Annotated in this window: 15 protein-coding genes; 9 read left to right on the forward strand and 6 right to left on the reverse strand. The window is 57.8% G+C overall.

All coding sequences use genetic code 11. The features are described from left to right. Positions 1 to 194: 194 nt before the first annotated feature. Together RCI20_RS17075 and RCI20_RS17080 are read right to left on the reverse strand one after the other, a co-directional pair. Positions 195 to 881 (reverse strand): 2-phosphosulfolactate phosphatase, encoded by a 687-nt coding sequence (locus RCI20_RS17075; RefSeq protein ID WP_306607688.1) that lies wholly within the window; start codon positions 879 to 881, stop codon positions 195 to 197. Next, a complete protein-coding gene (locus RCI20_RS17080; protein WP_306607690.1) occupies positions 878 to 2,185 on the reverse strand; it encodes an ATP-binding protein in 1,308 nt (435 codons plus the stop codon). Before RCI20_RS17080 ends, RCI20_RS17075 begins: the two co-directional genes overlap by 4 nt. Before the next feature lie 152 nt (positions 2,186 to 2,337). Between RCI20_RS17080 and RCI20_RS17085 the strand changes: the two genes are divergently transcribed. The 3 genes from RCI20_RS17085 (at position 2,338) to RCI20_RS17095 (ending at position 3,234) form a co-directional block, all read left to right on the forward strand. Continuing rightward, positions 2,338 to 2,574 carry a hypothetical protein gene (locus RCI20_RS17085; protein ID WP_306607692.1) on the forward strand — a complete coding sequence of 79 codons (237 nt, stop codon included), beginning with the start codon at positions 2,338 to 2,340 and terminating at the stop codon, positions 2,572 to 2,574. Between the two features lie 21 nt (positions 2,575 to 2,595). Continuing rightward, a complete protein-coding gene (locus tag RCI20_RS17090) occupies positions 2,596 to 2,907 on the forward strand; it encodes a hypothetical protein (RefSeq protein ID WP_306607694.1) in 312 nt (103 codons plus the stop codon). Between the two features lie 108 nt (positions 2,908 to 3,015). Then, the gene (locus tag RCI20_RS17095) at positions 3,016 to 3,234 is read left to right on the forward strand and encodes a hypothetical protein (RefSeq protein WP_306607697.1); all 219 of its coding nucleotides are present in this window, start codon (positions 3,016 to 3,018) and stop codon (positions 3,232 to 3,234) included. 162 nt (positions 3,235 to 3,396) lie between these two features. On the opposite strand, the gene RCI20_RS17100 is transcribed toward RCI20_RS17095, so the two are convergent. Genes RCI20_RS17100 through RCI20_RS17115 form a run of 4 tightly spaced genes read right to left on the reverse strand, consistent with a single transcriptional unit; the run spans position 3,397 to position 9,143 of the window. Beyond that, the gene (locus RCI20_RS17100) at positions 3,397 to 4,659 is read right to left on the reverse strand and encodes a TolC family protein (RefSeq protein ID WP_306607699.1); all 1,263 of its coding nucleotides are present in this window, start codon (positions 4,657 to 4,659) and stop codon (positions 3,397 to 3,399) included. Then, a complete protein-coding gene (locus RCI20_RS17105) occupies positions 4,656 to 4,958 on the reverse strand; it encodes a DUF3240 family protein (protein WP_306607701.1) in 303 nt (100 codons plus the stop codon). The genes RCI20_RS17100 and RCI20_RS17105 overlap by 4 nt, the downstream gene beginning before the upstream one ends. Beyond that, positions 4,951 to 8,037: an efflux RND transporter permease subunit gene (locus RCI20_RS17110; protein WP_306607703.1), complete on the reverse strand. Its 3,087-nt coding sequence runs from the start codon at positions 8,035 to 8,037 to the stop codon at positions 4,951 to 4,953. Before RCI20_RS17110 ends, RCI20_RS17105 begins: the two co-directional genes overlap by 8 nt. Next, positions 8,037 to 9,143, reverse strand: a complete 1,107-nt coding sequence (locus RCI20_RS17115) for an efflux RND transporter periplasmic adaptor subunit (protein WP_306607706.1) — start codon at positions 9,141 to 9,143, stop codon at positions 8,037 to 8,039. Before RCI20_RS17115 ends, RCI20_RS17110 begins: the two co-directional genes overlap by 1 nt. Before the next feature lie 152 nt (positions 9,144 to 9,295). Here RCI20_RS17115 and RCI20_RS17120 point away from each other — a divergent pair, with 152 nt between their 5' ends. From RCI20_RS17120 to RCI20_RS17145, 6 genes are all read left to right on the forward strand, one after another. Beyond that, positions 9,296 to 10,792 carry a Do family serine endopeptidase gene (locus RCI20_RS17120; protein ID WP_306607708.1) on the forward strand — a complete coding sequence of 499 codons (1,497 nt, stop codon included), beginning with the start codon at positions 9,296 to 9,298 and terminating at the stop codon, positions 10,790 to 10,792. Between the two features lie 305 nt (positions 10,793 to 11,097). Further along, positions 11,098 to 12,054: a DUF2726 domain-containing protein gene (locus tag RCI20_RS17125; protein ID WP_306607710.1), complete on the forward strand. Its 957-nt coding sequence runs from the start codon at positions 11,098 to 11,100 to the stop codon at positions 12,052 to 12,054. 113 nt (positions 12,055 to 12,167) lie between these two features. Further along, the gene (locus RCI20_RS17130; protein ID WP_306607713.1) at positions 12,168 to 12,479 is read left to right on the forward strand and encodes a type II toxin-antitoxin system Phd/YefM family antitoxin; all 312 of its coding nucleotides are present in this window, start codon (positions 12,168 to 12,170) and stop codon (positions 12,477 to 12,479) included. 2 nt (positions 12,480 to 12,481) lie between these two features. Next, a complete protein-coding gene (locus tag RCI20_RS17135) occupies positions 12,482 to 12,820 on the forward strand; it encodes a type II toxin-antitoxin system RelE/ParE family toxin (RefSeq protein ID WP_306607715.1) in 339 nt (112 codons plus the stop codon). 222 nt (positions 12,821 to 13,042) lie between these two features. Further along, positions 13,043 to 14,167, forward strand: coding sequence for a protein adenylyltransferase Fic (fic, locus tag RCI20_RS17140; RefSeq protein ID WP_306607716.1), 1,125 nt, complete (start codon positions 13,043 to 13,045; stop codon positions 14,165 to 14,167). Between the two features lie 20 nt (positions 14,168 to 14,187). Next, on the forward strand, positions 14,188 to 15,018 hold the full coding sequence (locus tag RCI20_RS17145) for a DUF3883 domain-containing protein (RefSeq protein ID WP_306607718.1): 831 nt from the start codon (positions 14,188 to 14,190) through the stop codon (positions 15,016 to 15,018). Positions 15,019 to 15,094: the final 76 nt, after the last annotated feature.

A 15,094-nucleotide genomic window follows, 5' to 3' on the forward strand; every position in this document is an offset into this window, starting at 1 on the left:
TGTAGTACACGAAGAAAAGTATACTACAAAACCCATTGGCATTTGTAGTATACGTAAAAATGTGTACTACAAATTTCCGAAACGCGTCTATGGCTTACGAATTCAGGCGTCGTAGACGATCGTCAAGAAAACATCGCAAAACATCTCATACCCTTACCGCACAATCATTTCCGAATCCCATACCCGCCCTAAATTCAGGAAATGATCAAATGCTCGCCGGCGCGTTTGACCGGCATGGCAAACGGGTAGATATCCGCCTGCATGCAGAGTTCCAGATCGGCCTGCGGCAGATTGGGCCAGGTGCCTGCGGTAAAACGCCGACCGAAATCCGAATTGCGCACGCGTTGGGCAAATTGCGCGACGTCGACCGGTTCGTCGCGTAACAAGGATTCGAGGTAGTCGGCGCAGGCGATGTCTTCATCGCCGTCACGATCAACCCATTCTCCGGTGATGACGAAACAGACTTTCTCGGCGCCGGCGGCGCGGATTGCCTCGGCCGTGGCGCGGGCGCAAACGAGGCTGGCGGCGTAAAGTTGCCGTGCCTGGCGAAAGCGTTGCAGGCCGCGCACGCCGGCTGCCGTACTCATCACCACGGTTTTGCCGGCCAGATCGGCCTGCAGCAGTTGTGAAGGCGAATTGCCGAAATCGAATTCCGGGACCGGATCGCCGCCCCCGATGGCACCGACCGAAACCGGATTGGCAACTTGACCGGCCAGCGTGATGGCCTGGGTGATGTTTTCTACCGGATAAATCGCCGCAGCCCCTTTGGCCAGCGCCACGGCCGCGGTGGTAAACGAGCGCAGCACATCGATGACGACGACCGTATCTTCCGCGCCGGGCTGGTTCTGCAAACGATTCAGGAAGATGCGGGAAAACTTCATGCTGGCTGGCAGGCTGTGCGCTTCAACTGAACGGTCAGAGAGAAGGTGCTCCCCACGCCGGGCTCACTCACAACATGGATGTCGCCCCCCATCAACTGGGCCAGACGCTTGCTGATGACCAGTCCGAGACCCGTGCCGCTGTATTTGCGGGTCGATGAACCGTCGCCTTGTTCAAAAAGCGAGAACAGACGCTTGATATCCTTGCTGGCGATGCCAATACCGCTATCCTGGATTTCAAAGCGTAACTGAACGCAGCCAGGAACACGCTCATTCAGGCGAAGCCGCAACGCGATCATGCCTTGCTCGGTGAATTTAACGGCATTGTCGACCAGGCTTTGCAGTATTTGCGCCAGACGCAGGGAGTCACCTAGCAAAGACAGCTCCCAGGCTTCCGGCACCACCTCGATATGCAGTTGCAGCCCCTTCCCGGCAACCCGGGTTTTCAGCATGTCGATCAGACTATCGAGCACACAACCCAGCCGAAAATCATGACAGTCCAGCGTCAGCCGTTCGGCTTCCAGATTCGAGATATCGAGTATCCGGTCGATGATGCTGAGCAGATGTTGCGATGCCTGATCGACCACTGTCAGGCGCTTGATCACCTCCGGGTCCGTGGCCCGAGTCCGGGCCAGCGAGTTCATCCCCATGATGGCGTTCATCGGCGTGCGCAGTTCATTACTGACCGTCGCCAGGAAAGTGCTCTTGGCTCGATTCGCCACCTCCGCCGCCTCCTTGGCAACGATGAGATCGGCGGTGCGCAGCCGAACGTCCTCTTCCAGATGGGCACGGTGGGCATCCAGCGCATCGTTGGCCTCTTTCAAGGCCTGCGTCCGCGCTTCAACCAGCGCCTCCAGCTCCCGATTGCGTTCCTCCAGACGACGCATCGGATAGACCTCGCCATGACCTGCAAGGCCAAATGGAATCGAGATACCACTGTGCGCGATCATCCAGGCGTCAGCTTCACGCCGAAAAACCAGGACCAGCCTGGCCGTTTCCTGCGCCAGAACGGCTTCCGGAAACGGCAGGTGAATATGGAAGAAAGCGGTCACCGCAACGACATCGTCCGCCAGATCCTGTAGCGCGATATCGAGCATTTCGATCCCGATACGTTGCGGCACCTGGGAGAAATCCAGCAGGGTGATCCTGATCCACTCGTCCCTGTCCGTCACAAGCTGGTCGCTGCTCCCCGCATAACCGCTGAAATTCCGGCTAAAGCGGGTGGTCAGGCGCTCATCTCGTGACGCATACATTTCGATATATTCGTCGAATAACGAACGTATCAGGCGCTGACGTTCAGGATGCATCAGTGGGGCACCGTTTGCGGGAAGATGCAGGAGAGTCTCATGTTTATTGGCTGACAATAGGCTTGAGACAATGTACCCCGAGCAGATCAAAATTCCAAATACTATAAAAATCCCAAACAAACTTAGTCAAGCGACTCAACACCTCTGACCCGATGAATAAAACCCTCACAGTTTTTACCGGGGCAAACACCCTGCCCACTCAGGATCGTCCACGTCGTGACCGTCTGGTTGGCGGCAGTCAAAAAACACTACGTTTTCGTCGCAAAAACAGCCTTCGTACAACAGTGACTCAGCTTCAATCACGCTACCGGGGTTTTATCTTTGGTGCGTATCTCAAGCTTGAATCCGGGATGACGTTATTTAAGATAAGCAACGCGATTTTGCGCTAACCCGCCAACTGGAGGCTCATCATGTCGCTCCTCAGCCCGGAAAAAATTGAATACCTGGCCGTCACGGCGATCAGAGCTGCCATTTATCTGGATGCCTGCGACCAAGGCAACAGGAACGTTCGACTCGACCCAGCCTGCTACCTTGCCTGCGGCAGGGCATTGAAAGAAATTTTCTCCGTACTCAACCCGCTACAACATTTTGTCGTGCTTCTTCAGCAATCCCCGGCCGCCCGGGAAGTTGCCGAATCGCTGGAAATCCAGCATCGCATCGAAATTAGTCGCCTGGGCTATTTTCCGGAATTGTCGATCATCCTCCACCGTGCCGCAGTTTGACTCTTGCCCCCGCTACGAACAGGACGGCATACACTCATAAGAAATGCATCATTCCGGCGAAGCGATGCGCCACCGAAAATTCCCGAAATCGAATTCCCGGGAAAGTTCATGGCAAAAATCCTGATTGTTCGCAGCCTGCGCAATAGCGGCTTTTTCCCGCCTGGACAAAATCCTCGGCGCCCTGCTGGTCGCAAAGCCAGCGCAGCAGAAACCTGGTCCGCTATCTGGGGCACCCTATTGAATCTTTTTCCCGAAAGCAGCGCTCATTTTATGGGCAGCACAGATAAAGCGCTTCAGCAACAAGGCACTAAGCACAGTACGCAGTGACTGTACCCAGACTTATCCACAGGAAATGGGGATAAGCATTGCCCCCAGGCCATGGGCCGCACCCTGACTCCTTGGATATTGCTGTCTGAGGGACGTCGACCGCAGCAAAATGTAGCGGCTGGCCGCAGGATTTCATCCTGCAGGTCAATATCCGCTACATGCCTAGCCGCCAGCGCCGCCAAAATCCCACAACTGACGGGCTTCCAGCTGCAAGCGGTGATAACGCTCAATGGCGTCGAGGCGCCCCTGCAATTCGCCAAGCCGGGCTTCGTTGGCCAGACGCTGTCGGGTCAGGAAATCGTCGAGACTGCCCTCACCCAACGCGTAAGCGCGCTGGGTCATGCGCGCAACCTGTTCGAGTTGCGTAGCGGCGGTATTGGCTGACAACCAACTACGATAGGCACCCAGCGCGCTGTGAAAATAGCCAGCAGCCTCGGCTTCAATTTTCTGCCGGACATCCTGCGCCCGATATTCAGCCATCCGCGCTTGCGCTTGGGCGGTATCGGCATCGCGCCGACGTTTTTCGCCGGCCAGCGGGATGCTGACAAACAGCCCTGCAACATGTTCGGCACCGGAACGCTCGCGGGAATACTGGATGCCGACCGATGGATCGGGATAACGCTCACGCTCGGCACGCCTGGCGCTGATTGACGAACGCTGCTGTTCAAGACGCACCAAGCCAAGATCATGGTTGTTCTCGATGATCCGCTCACGCCATTTGGCCTCGTCGCCACCGGGTTCGACCGGTTCAGGCAGGCTGGACGGGGGGGTAACGGGAAGCGCCGGGTAAAGACGCTGCAAGCCGGCTTCCGCCATTTGTTGTCGCACCCTGGCCTGGGTGTATTGCGCCTCAGCCTGAGCCAATGCCGCATCTGCCAGGGTCTGTTCGATCCGCGACGCGTCGCCCAATTGATGCCGGCGTTTCAATGCCGCAGCCTGTCGGCCGACCAGCGCAACCTGCTCGCGCCATTGCTCCGCGGCGACATTCTCCCGCAGCCAGTTGAACCACGCGCTCAGCAGATTTCGACTGGTTTCATGACGGACTGCGCGTGCGGCAAGTTCGGCCTGCGACACGCCGGCGTTCCCCATGGCTTCGTCCAGTTCGGCTTTGCCGTACAAGCGCAGCGGACGTTCAAGCGCCACATTCCATTCCTGATAACGCTGGCCAGGCTGTCCGGGATCGTCCGTCCGTCGCTGCTGACCGCCAAGGCGAACGGTCCATTCGTGAGAGCCGGCAACCAGCGCCGCACGTTGCGCCGTTTCGCCGACGATGAAACTGTCGGCTTCCCGGATGCGCGGGTGATTGTGCAGGGTATCGATGACCGAGGCTTCCGGCGGTAGCGCGCCGGGATTTTGTTCGGCCTTTTGTTCGGCTGCTGCGTTGAACGTCAGCCCAAGCAACAAGACAAGCAATCGTATTTTCATAGACGCCCCACTTCGCTGACCGGCACCAGCCAGTAATAGAGATTGGCCAGTGGCAGGGTCTGTTTGATCAAGGCCAGCACTTCGCGCATCTTCGCTTCCGGGCCGACCGAATTGATCACGGTGCGCGGCACATGACCGGCGACCATCTCGCTGGCGGCCACCAGTTTGATGCTGGAACCGTGGCCATACGCCGTATGCGAGGTAAAACCCACCACCAGATCGGGGCGCGACAACAAGGTGTCTTCCACCTCTTCGGCAATATCCTGCGGCAGGATCAGCGTAAGCAACACATCAGACATCGTTTTTCTCACTAAACAAAACACTGGGTTCGACACCGAAGCGCCGGAAGAGAATCGGCAGCAGGACCAGCGTCAGTGCCGTTGAGGTCAGCAGACCGCCAATCACCACGATGGCCAGGGGGCGCTGCACTTCGGAGCCGGGACCGCTGGCGAACAGCATGGGCAACAGACCGAACGCGGCAATGCTCGCCGTCATCATGACCGGCCGCAGGCGCCGCTTGGCCCCTTCAACCACCACCTCGCCAATCGCCATGCCGCGCGCCAGCAACTGGTTGAAGTAGGTCACCATCACGACCCCGTTGAGTACCGCAATGCCGAGTAGTGCAATGAAGCCGACCGAGGCCGGCACCGACAGGTATTCACCGCTGGCCAGCAAAGCGAAAATGCCGCCGATCATGGCAAATGGCACATTGGACAAGACCAGCAAAGCCTGTCTGACCGAACCGAAAGTGGAAAACAGCAGGAAGAAAATCAGCGCCAGGGCAATCGGCACGACGATGGACAAACGTTGCGCCGCACGCTGCTGGTTTTCAAACTGGCCGCCCCAGACCAGTTGATAACCGGCTGGCAACTTGACCTGTTGCGCCACCGAGCGTTTGGCATCTTCGACAAAGCCCACCAGATCGCGGTCCCGGACATTCGACTGGACCACGACGTAACGTTGGGCATTTTCACGGTCAACCTTCACCGGGCCGTCGATTCGGGCCAGGCTGGCCACCTCGCCGAGCGGCACGCTGCGCCCATCGGCCAAGGTCAGGCGCAGGTTGCTGAAATCAGCCGGCGAAGCCCGCAAGCGCTCGTCGCCGCGCAAAATCACCGGGCTGCGCCGGCCGGCTTCGATGACCGTGCCCACTTCACGCCCTTCGATCAGCGCCTTCAACTGATTTTGCACGTCATTGACGTTCAGCCCGAAACGCCCGGCCGCCAGACGATCCACCTTGATTTGCAGGTACTGCACACCGTCGTTGCGTACCGTGAAGGTATCTTCCGCACCGGGGATCTTTTTCACGGTATTTTCGATGTCGACCGCAAGACGATTCAACGTCGCCAGATCCGGGCCGAAAACCTTGATCGCCAGATCGCCGCGCACCCCGGTCAACATCTCGGAGACGCGCATTTCAATCGGCTGGGTGAAGGAAAAGCCGACGCCGGGAAACTCTGCCATGACCGCCCGCAATTGATCCGCCAGCCAGGCCGGATCGGGATTGCGCCAACTGTCACGCGGCGCGAGCACCATGAAGGAGTCCGTCTGGTTCAGGCCCATCGGGTCCAGGCCCAGTTCGTCAGCCCCGGCACGGGCGATGATGGCCTTGATCTCCGGCACCTTGGCCAGCACCGCCTGCTGCACTTTCATGTCGAGCGCGATGGTCTGTTCCAGACCGATCGATGGCAGTTTTTCCAACTGCATGATCATGTCGCCCTCATCCATTGTCGGCATGAAGCTTTTACCGAGCAGCAGGAAAGCACCACTGGCGGCAAGCAAGGCGACGACCGCGCCAATCAGGTAAGCGCGTGTATTGGCCAGTGCGGAATCGAGCACTTTGGCGTACAGCGCATTGAGTTTCCTGACCAACCAGGGCTCGTGATGCACGCCGCGCCGGATCAGGTAGGAAGCCAGCACGGGAACCACCGTCAGCGACAACAGCAAGGAGGCCGACAAGGCGAAGATGATGGTCATGGCGACCGGCGCGAACATCTTGCCCTCCAGCCCCTGCAAGGTCATCAAGGGCAGGAAGACGATGATGATGATCAGGATGCCGGACGAAACCGGCATCGCCACTTCGCGGACCGCCCGAAAAATCAGGTGCAGCGACGGAATGTCCTTTTGCCCTTCGGCCAGTTGCGTCTCGACGTTTTCCACGACCACCACCGCGGCATCGACCAGCATGCCGATGGCAATCGCCAGACCGCCCAGACTCATCAGGTTGGCGGAAAAGCCGAACAAGCGCATCAGGATGAAGGTCGCCAGCGCCGAGAGCGGCAACATCAAGGCAACCACCAGGGCAGCGCGGAAATTACCCAGGAAAGCAAGCAGCAGCAAAAGCACCAGGACGATGGCCTCGAACAAAGCCTTGGCCACCGTGCCGACTGCCCGCTCGACCAGACTGCTGCGATCATAAAAGGGAACAATCGTCACGCCCGCCGGCAAACTGCTGGTCAGCTCCGCCAGTCGCGCCTTGACCCCGTCGATGACGGCCTGCGCATTCGCCCCGCGCAAACCCAGAACCAGGCCCTGGACCGCTTCGCCTTCGCCGTTGCGGGTCACCGCGCCATAGCGCGTCAATGCCCCCATGCGCACCTCGGCCACATCGCCAACGCGCACCACCCGCTCGCCGCTATTCGCCACGACAATCGCCCGGATATCGTCCAGCGAGCTAATGGCGCCTTCCGCGCGCACCAGCAGGGACTCTTCACCGTCGCTCAGGCGCCCGGCCCCATCGTTCCGGTTATTGTTTTCCAGAACGGCCTGCAGGTTTTCCAGCGTCAAGCCACGAATGGCCAGCAATTGCGGATTGGGCACCACCTCGAAACTGCGCACCAGACCACCCAGACTGTTAACCTCAGCCACCCCCGGCACCGTGCGCAATTGCGGACGGATCACCCAATCGAGCAAGGCCCGCTTTTCTTCCAGCGACAAATCGCCTTCGATGGTGAACATGAACATTTCGCCCAGCGGCGTCGTGATCGGCGCCATGCCCCCGACGACGCCCGGCGGCAGCTTCTCCATCGCCGCCGCCAGCCGCTCGCCCACTTGCTGGCGCGCCCAATAAATATCCGTCCCGTCGGCAAAGTCGATGGTGATGTCAGTCAGCGAATATTTGGAGGTCGAGCGCAGCAGTCTTTGGTGCGGAATACCGAGCAACTCCTGCTCGACCGGCACGGCCAGACGGGTTTCGACCTCTTCCGGCGTCATGCCGGGGGCTTTCAGGATGATTTTGACCTGCGTGCTCGAGACATCGGGAAAGGCATCGATCGGCAAGCCGAGAAAGGCCCAGACGCCAGCAATGCTCAGCATGAGCGTCAACACCAGGATGAGCAGACGCTGGGTCAGCGAAAAACGCGTCAGTGCGCTCAACATTATTCAGCAACCTGCGACTGGAGCAGTCCCTTGAGACTGGAAGCGCCTTTGACGACCACCATTTCTCCGGCTTGCAGGCCGTTGACCGCAATATTTTGCCCACCCTGAGCAAGAACTTGTACCGGGCGCGGCGTGAAATGCTGCTTCTTGTCGCTGCCCGTGGTTTGAACAAAGACCACGTTATCCTTGCCCACCCGGACCAGCGCAGCGGCGGGCAATTTGCTGCCGGCGCCTTGACCAGCGCGCTGGCCTGCACTTTGTCCGCCCGCCAGATCGACTTCAATCACTTGCCCGGGCGTCAGGCGGTCGGCACCCTCAGTGACTTGGGCGCGCAGCAGTACGCTCTGACTACCGGGGTCCACCGACCGGCCAATGGCGATCAAACGCCCGGCCAGTGCCGGTTCAACGATGTTCACTTTGTCGCCGACCTGCAGGTTTGCCGCCATATCGAGCGGCACCTGAATATCAAGCCAGAGTGGCGAAAGTTTGCCGATGCGGTAAATCGCAGCTGCCGCTTCCACCCGTTGCCCCAGTTGCGCCGTCTGTTCCAGCACCGTGCCATCAATGGGTGCGGTCAACGACAAAACCGAGCCCATTTTCCCCGGTGTGATGCCGGCCATCGACAAACCAAGCCGACGTTCGCTGGCCATTGTCTGGGCCTGGCGCGCCGTATTGCGCGTGGCTTTGAGTCGGGATTCCGGAATCAGCCCCTCGGCAAACAGCAACTCGTCGCGCTGCAGATTTTCCTGCTCCAGTGAGGACTGGCTGGATGCGGCCATTTCGGCTGCCTGCAATTCCAGCACTTTCGTACTGCGCAAATGAGCAATCACCTGCCCTTGCTTGACAGTATCGCCGGGATAAACCGCGAGCATTTCGATCATCCCCTCGGCCGGGGCCGCGACCAGACGCAATTGCTTGAGCGGTACGCTGACACGTGCCGGCAAGCGTTGCGTCACCTGTTCACGAGCCGCACCGAGCTGTATGGTTTCGATGCCCAGTGCCAGCACCTGGGAATCCTGCAGCAGCAAGGGTTGTGCAGCACTGGCCAGTCCCAGCATCCCGCCGAGCGGGAGCAGGAGTGCAATTTTTTTTAAGCGGGTAAGCATGAGTTTTCTTTGAACAAGTCAGGGCTGGAAATATAACGAAGCGCATCTGAACGCCCGATGAATAAGGGCATTGCGCGTAAAACAGCGGCTCAGGAGCGATAATCGGGGCCAGCTAAAACTGCATCAATTTCGTCGCAAAGGAACACGCCAGCATGACCAAAGATCACCCCGGCTTCACCCGCCACACCTTGGGCAACGGCCTGCCTGCCCTGCTCGTTGCTGTACTGATGACTTTGCCGGTCGCTTTTCCTGTCTCGCGGGCTGTTGCTGCCGCCGAGAACGTCGGTGCGGCAGAGACAGTCGTTGGCGTACCCGATTTTTCGAAGATCACCCGGCGTTATGGTCCGACCGTCGTCAACATCAGCATTCGCGGCATACGCCAAGTCTCTGTCGGCCCGGAAACGGGCAACCCGGCAGGCAGCGATGACCGTGACGGCGACACGATGCAGGAATTTCTGCGCCGCTTCCAGCAGCAATTTGGCGGGACCGGGGCCAGCATGCAGGTGCCGGTGCGCGGCCAGGGTTCTGGCTTTATCGTCAGTCCGGACGGGCTTATCCTGACCAACGCCCACGTGATTGCCAATGCCAGCGATGTGTTCGTCAAACTGACCGACCGCCGAGAGTTTCACGCCCGCGTGATTGGAAGCGACAAAAAAACGGATATCGCGGTACTCAAGATCGATGCCCACAACCTGCCAACCATCACTATCGGCAACCCGGATGCGCTGCAAGTCGGCGAATGGGTGCTCGCCATCGGCGCCCCCTATGGCTTCGAAAACAGCGTCAGTGCCGGCGTGGTCAGCGCCAAAGGGCGCTCACTGCCGGATGGCAGCGGTGTTCCGTTCATCCAGACCGACGCAGCGGTCAATCCGGGCAACTCTGGCGGTCCGTTGTTCAATGCACGGGGCGAAGTGGTCGGGATCAACTCGCAGATTTACAGCCGGACAGGTGGCTTTCAGGGATTGAGCTTCGCCATTCCCATCGATTTGGCGCTGAAAATCCAGCAGCAAATCGTCACCACCGGCCATGCCTCGCACGGCATGCTTGGCGTCAGTGTTCAGGAAGTCAATCAAGCCTTGGCCGAGGCTTTCCGCCTCCCCTCCCCGGTCGGCGCCATCCTGCTCGACATCCAACCCGGCAGCCCCGGCGCCAAGGCCGGGCTACAACCCGGCGATGTCATCGTGGGGATCGATGACAAACCGGTTACTTCAGCCGGCGATATCCAGACCCAGGTCACCATGGCGCAACCCGGCCAGCACCTGATCTTCAACATATGGCGCGATGGACAAGGAAAACGCCTGCCGGTCATCTTGGGCGAAGCGGGAAAAATGCCGGCGCCCCAGGCAAGCCCAAGCACGGAGGGACAAACCCTGCCCAAGCTCGGATTGCAGTTAAGACCCTTGCAGGCCATGGAACGTCTGGCCATTGGCAGCAACGGCGGCATGCTGGTCGAGGCAGTGAGCGATCCGGCGCAAGCTGCCGGCATACTGGCAGGCGATGTGCTTTTATCAGTCAACGGCAAACCCGTGACATCGATCGATCAGTTGCGCAACACCACAAGAAACGTCAAAGGCCCGGTGGCACTACTGATTTCACGTGGGGGAGAACGCTTGTTTGTGGCGGTGGGTTTGGGCGCTACTGCACGCTGAGGATCGGGAACTTGAGTGATGGCATTGGTGACTGCTATTCCAAAGCTGGCGGACAAGCTGCGTATCGCCGTGCAGGAACAACTAGCCGGTAAAGCAAGGTAACGTGTCGATAAAGCGGCAGCCAAGCCGACCCAGCCACCAAGGAAGCCCTGTGCGGCCCCCCCCCGGAAAACCCCGTTCGCCTTCGCATCCTGACCAGCGATTATCTGGTTGTCACCGATCCCGAGGCTCTGCATTTATTGAATCACCCAGCAGCGGGTTTCGCTGTATAAAATACCAAGGTCATCATCAACATGTGAGTTGTTGTGCCTTCCCGATACCACCCGATAGCTTTAGCGCTTTATCTATGCACCTTTGGATTAGCCAATGCGAGCGAGCTGAACCGTTGCGTAACTAACGGCAAAGTAACGATTACCGATCTGCCCTGTGCTACCGCAGAAAAATCAGCAACTATCCAAAAAAGTGCACCCGAATCGCGCATTGAAGCATTTCCTGCATTACCCCCCAGGGTCAAAGAGCCGCAACTCAGCAACCCAGTCAAAAAAGAGTTACTGCCACGTCAGGCAGTAACAACCAAAGAAGCAAGGCCGCAAAAAGCCAAACCACCCGCTCCTCCAGAAAAGCCGAATCTCCTTCAGATTATTTTCTCGATATTTTCGAACACTTCAATAATTATGCTGGCAGGCTTTTTGATTTTGCTTGCTTTGATAGGTAAAGGCTCACACCAAAAAACAAAGCCCTCGAAGCTCGGGCCAAAATCTCTGCCAGCACCGTACCTTGAACCGCTGCGAAACTCAGCACCAGACAATCAATTTTCTGCACCAGAGGAAGAAAATCTACCGTACAAACAAGCCCCCGTGATGTCTCGCTACGAGTTGGATTTTTTCGAGCAGCTTCGCGCAGCATTACCAGAATGCGAAATATTTCCCCAGGTTCCCTTGGCCGCATTTATCCGAATCGATCGACAGAAAGCGGGAGCGCGTTTTCACAAGAACTCCTATCGATGGCAAAACAGGATTGGTCAGCAGCGAGTGGATTACCTTGTTTGCCTGCGCTCAACCATGGAAGTCATTTCGGCCATCGAACTCGATGATCCCTCACACGAAAATGAGGAAGCCCAGTCCAGAGATCAAAAGAAAGACAAAAGTCTCATGGAAGCTGGTGTCAGGCTGATCCGTTGGCGGGTAGAAAAACCACCAACGGCAGAAACCATCCGGCAGACATTGGGTCTAGGAATTGCCCAAAGCCTTGTCACAACCTGACCGACACCCGGAACATCCGTAAAACGTGCGCTCCGATTATCACAAGCCCGCTTTGCACCAATGTCCACTATAGCTACAATGGACACACCACTCCTTGTTCGGAAAGGCATGAAATGAAAGTCATGACTGCGCGCGATGCCAAGAACCATTTCGGCGAATTCCTTGATTCGGCCCGTCGCGAGCCGGTAGTCGTGACCAAAAACGACCGTCCGGTCGGCATCATGATCTCCATCGAGGACGCAGCTGACACTTTTTTCTCCGATTTCTTCATCGACAAGGAGTCTGGATACGACGAGTGGCTCTTCGGCAAAGTGAACAAGACGATGGAGCGAGTTGCTTCAAGCGAGACAAAACTGCACGAGCACACCGATGCGATGTCAGTCCTGAAAGGCCGGCTCGAAGCCCGTCTCCATAAGACCTCGTAGCGATGCGGATACGCTGGACCGAAGAGGCCCTCGCTGACCTGGAAGAAATCGTCGTCTTCTACTACCTGGAAGCAAGTCCCCGCGCCGCAGCCGCCGTGGAACGCCGCATCATCAACGAAATCGAATCGCTCCCTCCCTTCCCCGAACGGATCCGGGAAAGCGACCGTATTCCAGGCGCCCGTGAACTGATAGTGAACAAGCTGCCGTACGTGGTATTTGTACAAATGCGTGAAGACGTCATCATCGTACTCAACGTGGTACACACAAAACGCCATTTTCCCCAAAGCGAGATGGCGCCCATTGATCAAAAAGCCGAGCACGACGATGATGCACCGCGCTGAGCTGACATGGCAGTAACGGCAATTCACCTGCCAAAAAACAAAACAACCCTAGCAACGTGTCGACAAAACCTGACTTTATCGACACATTTAGCCAACATATCACCAGTAACGACACAAGACAAAACGTGTCGAAATTTTACAAAAATATCGACACGTTTTATTGACCTGTCGCCAGCAACGACATATCCTCCGAACCTGTCGCCACAAATCGATTTCGACACCATGAGCCCCCCTGAGTGGCACCCGGAACAGCCCTACAACGCCCTTCCCCTCCTTCCACCCGGCCAGGAGATCGAAACCCGGGCGGTGCTCAAACGCTGCATTACCGCGCGGGCAGCCCTTGCCGAACTCAAGCAGGCTGCCGAGCTGATTCCCAACCAGGACATGCTGATCAACACCCTTCCCCTGCTCGAGGCCAAGGACAGTTCGGAAATCGAAAACATCGTTACCAGCACCGACAAGCTCTTTCAGTTTGCCCAAAGTGATAGCCAGGCCGACCCTGCAACCAAGGAAACCCTGCGCTACCGCACCGCGCTCTATCGTGGCTTCCGTTCGCTTGCCGAGCGTCCGCTCTGTACCGCTACGGCCATCGAGGTTTGCCGCACGACCAAGGGCGTCGCCATGGACATCCGGCGCACGCCCGGCACCCGTCTGGCCAACGACCGCACAGGCGAAACCATCTACACCCCGCCGGAAGGCGAAACCCTGCTGCGCGACCTGCTCTCTAATTGGGAAAAATTCCTGCACTACGAGGAAGACATCGACCCGCTGGTACGCATGGCCGTTGCCCATTATCAACTCGAGGCCATCCACCCCTTCACCGATGGCAATGGCCGCGCCGGTCGTGTCATCAACATCCTCTACCTGATCCAGCAAAACCTGCTCGGCCTGCCCATCCTCTACCTGAGCCGGCACATCATTGCCCACAAGGCGGATTACTACCGCCTGCTGCTCAATGTCACGCGCCATGGTGCCTGGGAACCGTGGATACTCTTCATGCTGCAAGCCGTTGAAGAAACCGCCCAATGGACCACCGCCAAGATCGCCGCCATCCGCGGCCTGGCCGAGCACACCGCCAATTACATCCGGGGAAAAACCCCCAAGATCTACAGCAGCGAACTGGTCGACGTCATCTTCGAGCAGCCCTACTGCCGCATTGCCAATCTGGTCGACAAGAAAATCGCCCAGCGCCAGGCCGCCTCAAGCTACCTCAAGGAACTGGTCAGTATTGGCGTACTGCAAGAGATGCAAGTTGGTAGGGAAAAACTGTTTACTCACCCTAAGCTGATGCAACTCCTCACCCGCGACGGTAATCAGTTTGAGGCATACTCCAAAAACGATTTTTAACCTACATGTTCCCGAAAACCATGGAATGGAGCCAAACCGAAGTTGAAGCTACGGTCGCCGACTATCTGCACATGCTACTCATGGAGTTGTCAGGGCAAAGCTACAACAAGTCGGCTCACCGGAAGCAATTATCGGGAAAGCTGAACGACAGGTCGGAAGGTTCAATCGAGCGCAAACACCAGAACATAAGCGCCGTTCTTCTGGAAAACGGTTGGCCCTACATCAACGGTTACAAGCCGTTGGGCAACTATCAGGGCATGCTCAAGAAGATCGTCGAGGTGCGCTTGCGCAACGACAGCTCGCTCGATCAAGCCGCAATCCTGGCAACCGCTTCTCCGGCGACGACACCTTTACTGCAAGACTATGCGAAAACCCTGGTCAGTCCGCCGGAACTACATTGGGTAGCGAGAGAGCCGGCCGCTGTTTATCGCCTGCCACAGCAACGTGACTATCTGGAGCGGGAAGCGCGCAACATCTCACTGGGACAAGCGGGTGAAACCTTTGTCGTCAATTTTGAACATCTGCGCTTGCGCGCTGCCGGCCAGGACCGACTAGCCGACAAGGTCGAACATGTTTCCCAAAGTCGAGGCGACGGTCTCGGTTTCGACGTACTTTCCTTCGAAAAGGATGGCCGCGAGCGTTTCATCGAAGTCAAAACCACCGCTTTCGGCAAAGAAACACCTTTTTTCATCAGTCAGAACGAAGTCGGGTTTGCCCGGGAAAACGCCAACCAGTTCCACCTCTATCGGCTGTTCGACTTCCGCCGCAATCCCCGATTATTCGATCTACCCGGTGTGGTGGAGCAGCATTGCCAGATGAGTCCGAGCAACTACATCTGCCGATTTGCTTGAAGCAAGCCCGGATCGAAGCCCCATGGCCTCGGTCTGTCCGCCCGAGCCCTGCTAGAATTCGTCCCTTTTGGCCGCC

This window comes from Azonexus sp. (assembly GCF_030824335.1).
Taxonomy (GTDB): Bacteria; Pseudomonadota; Gammaproteobacteria; order Burkholderiales; family Rhodocyclaceae; genus Azonexus.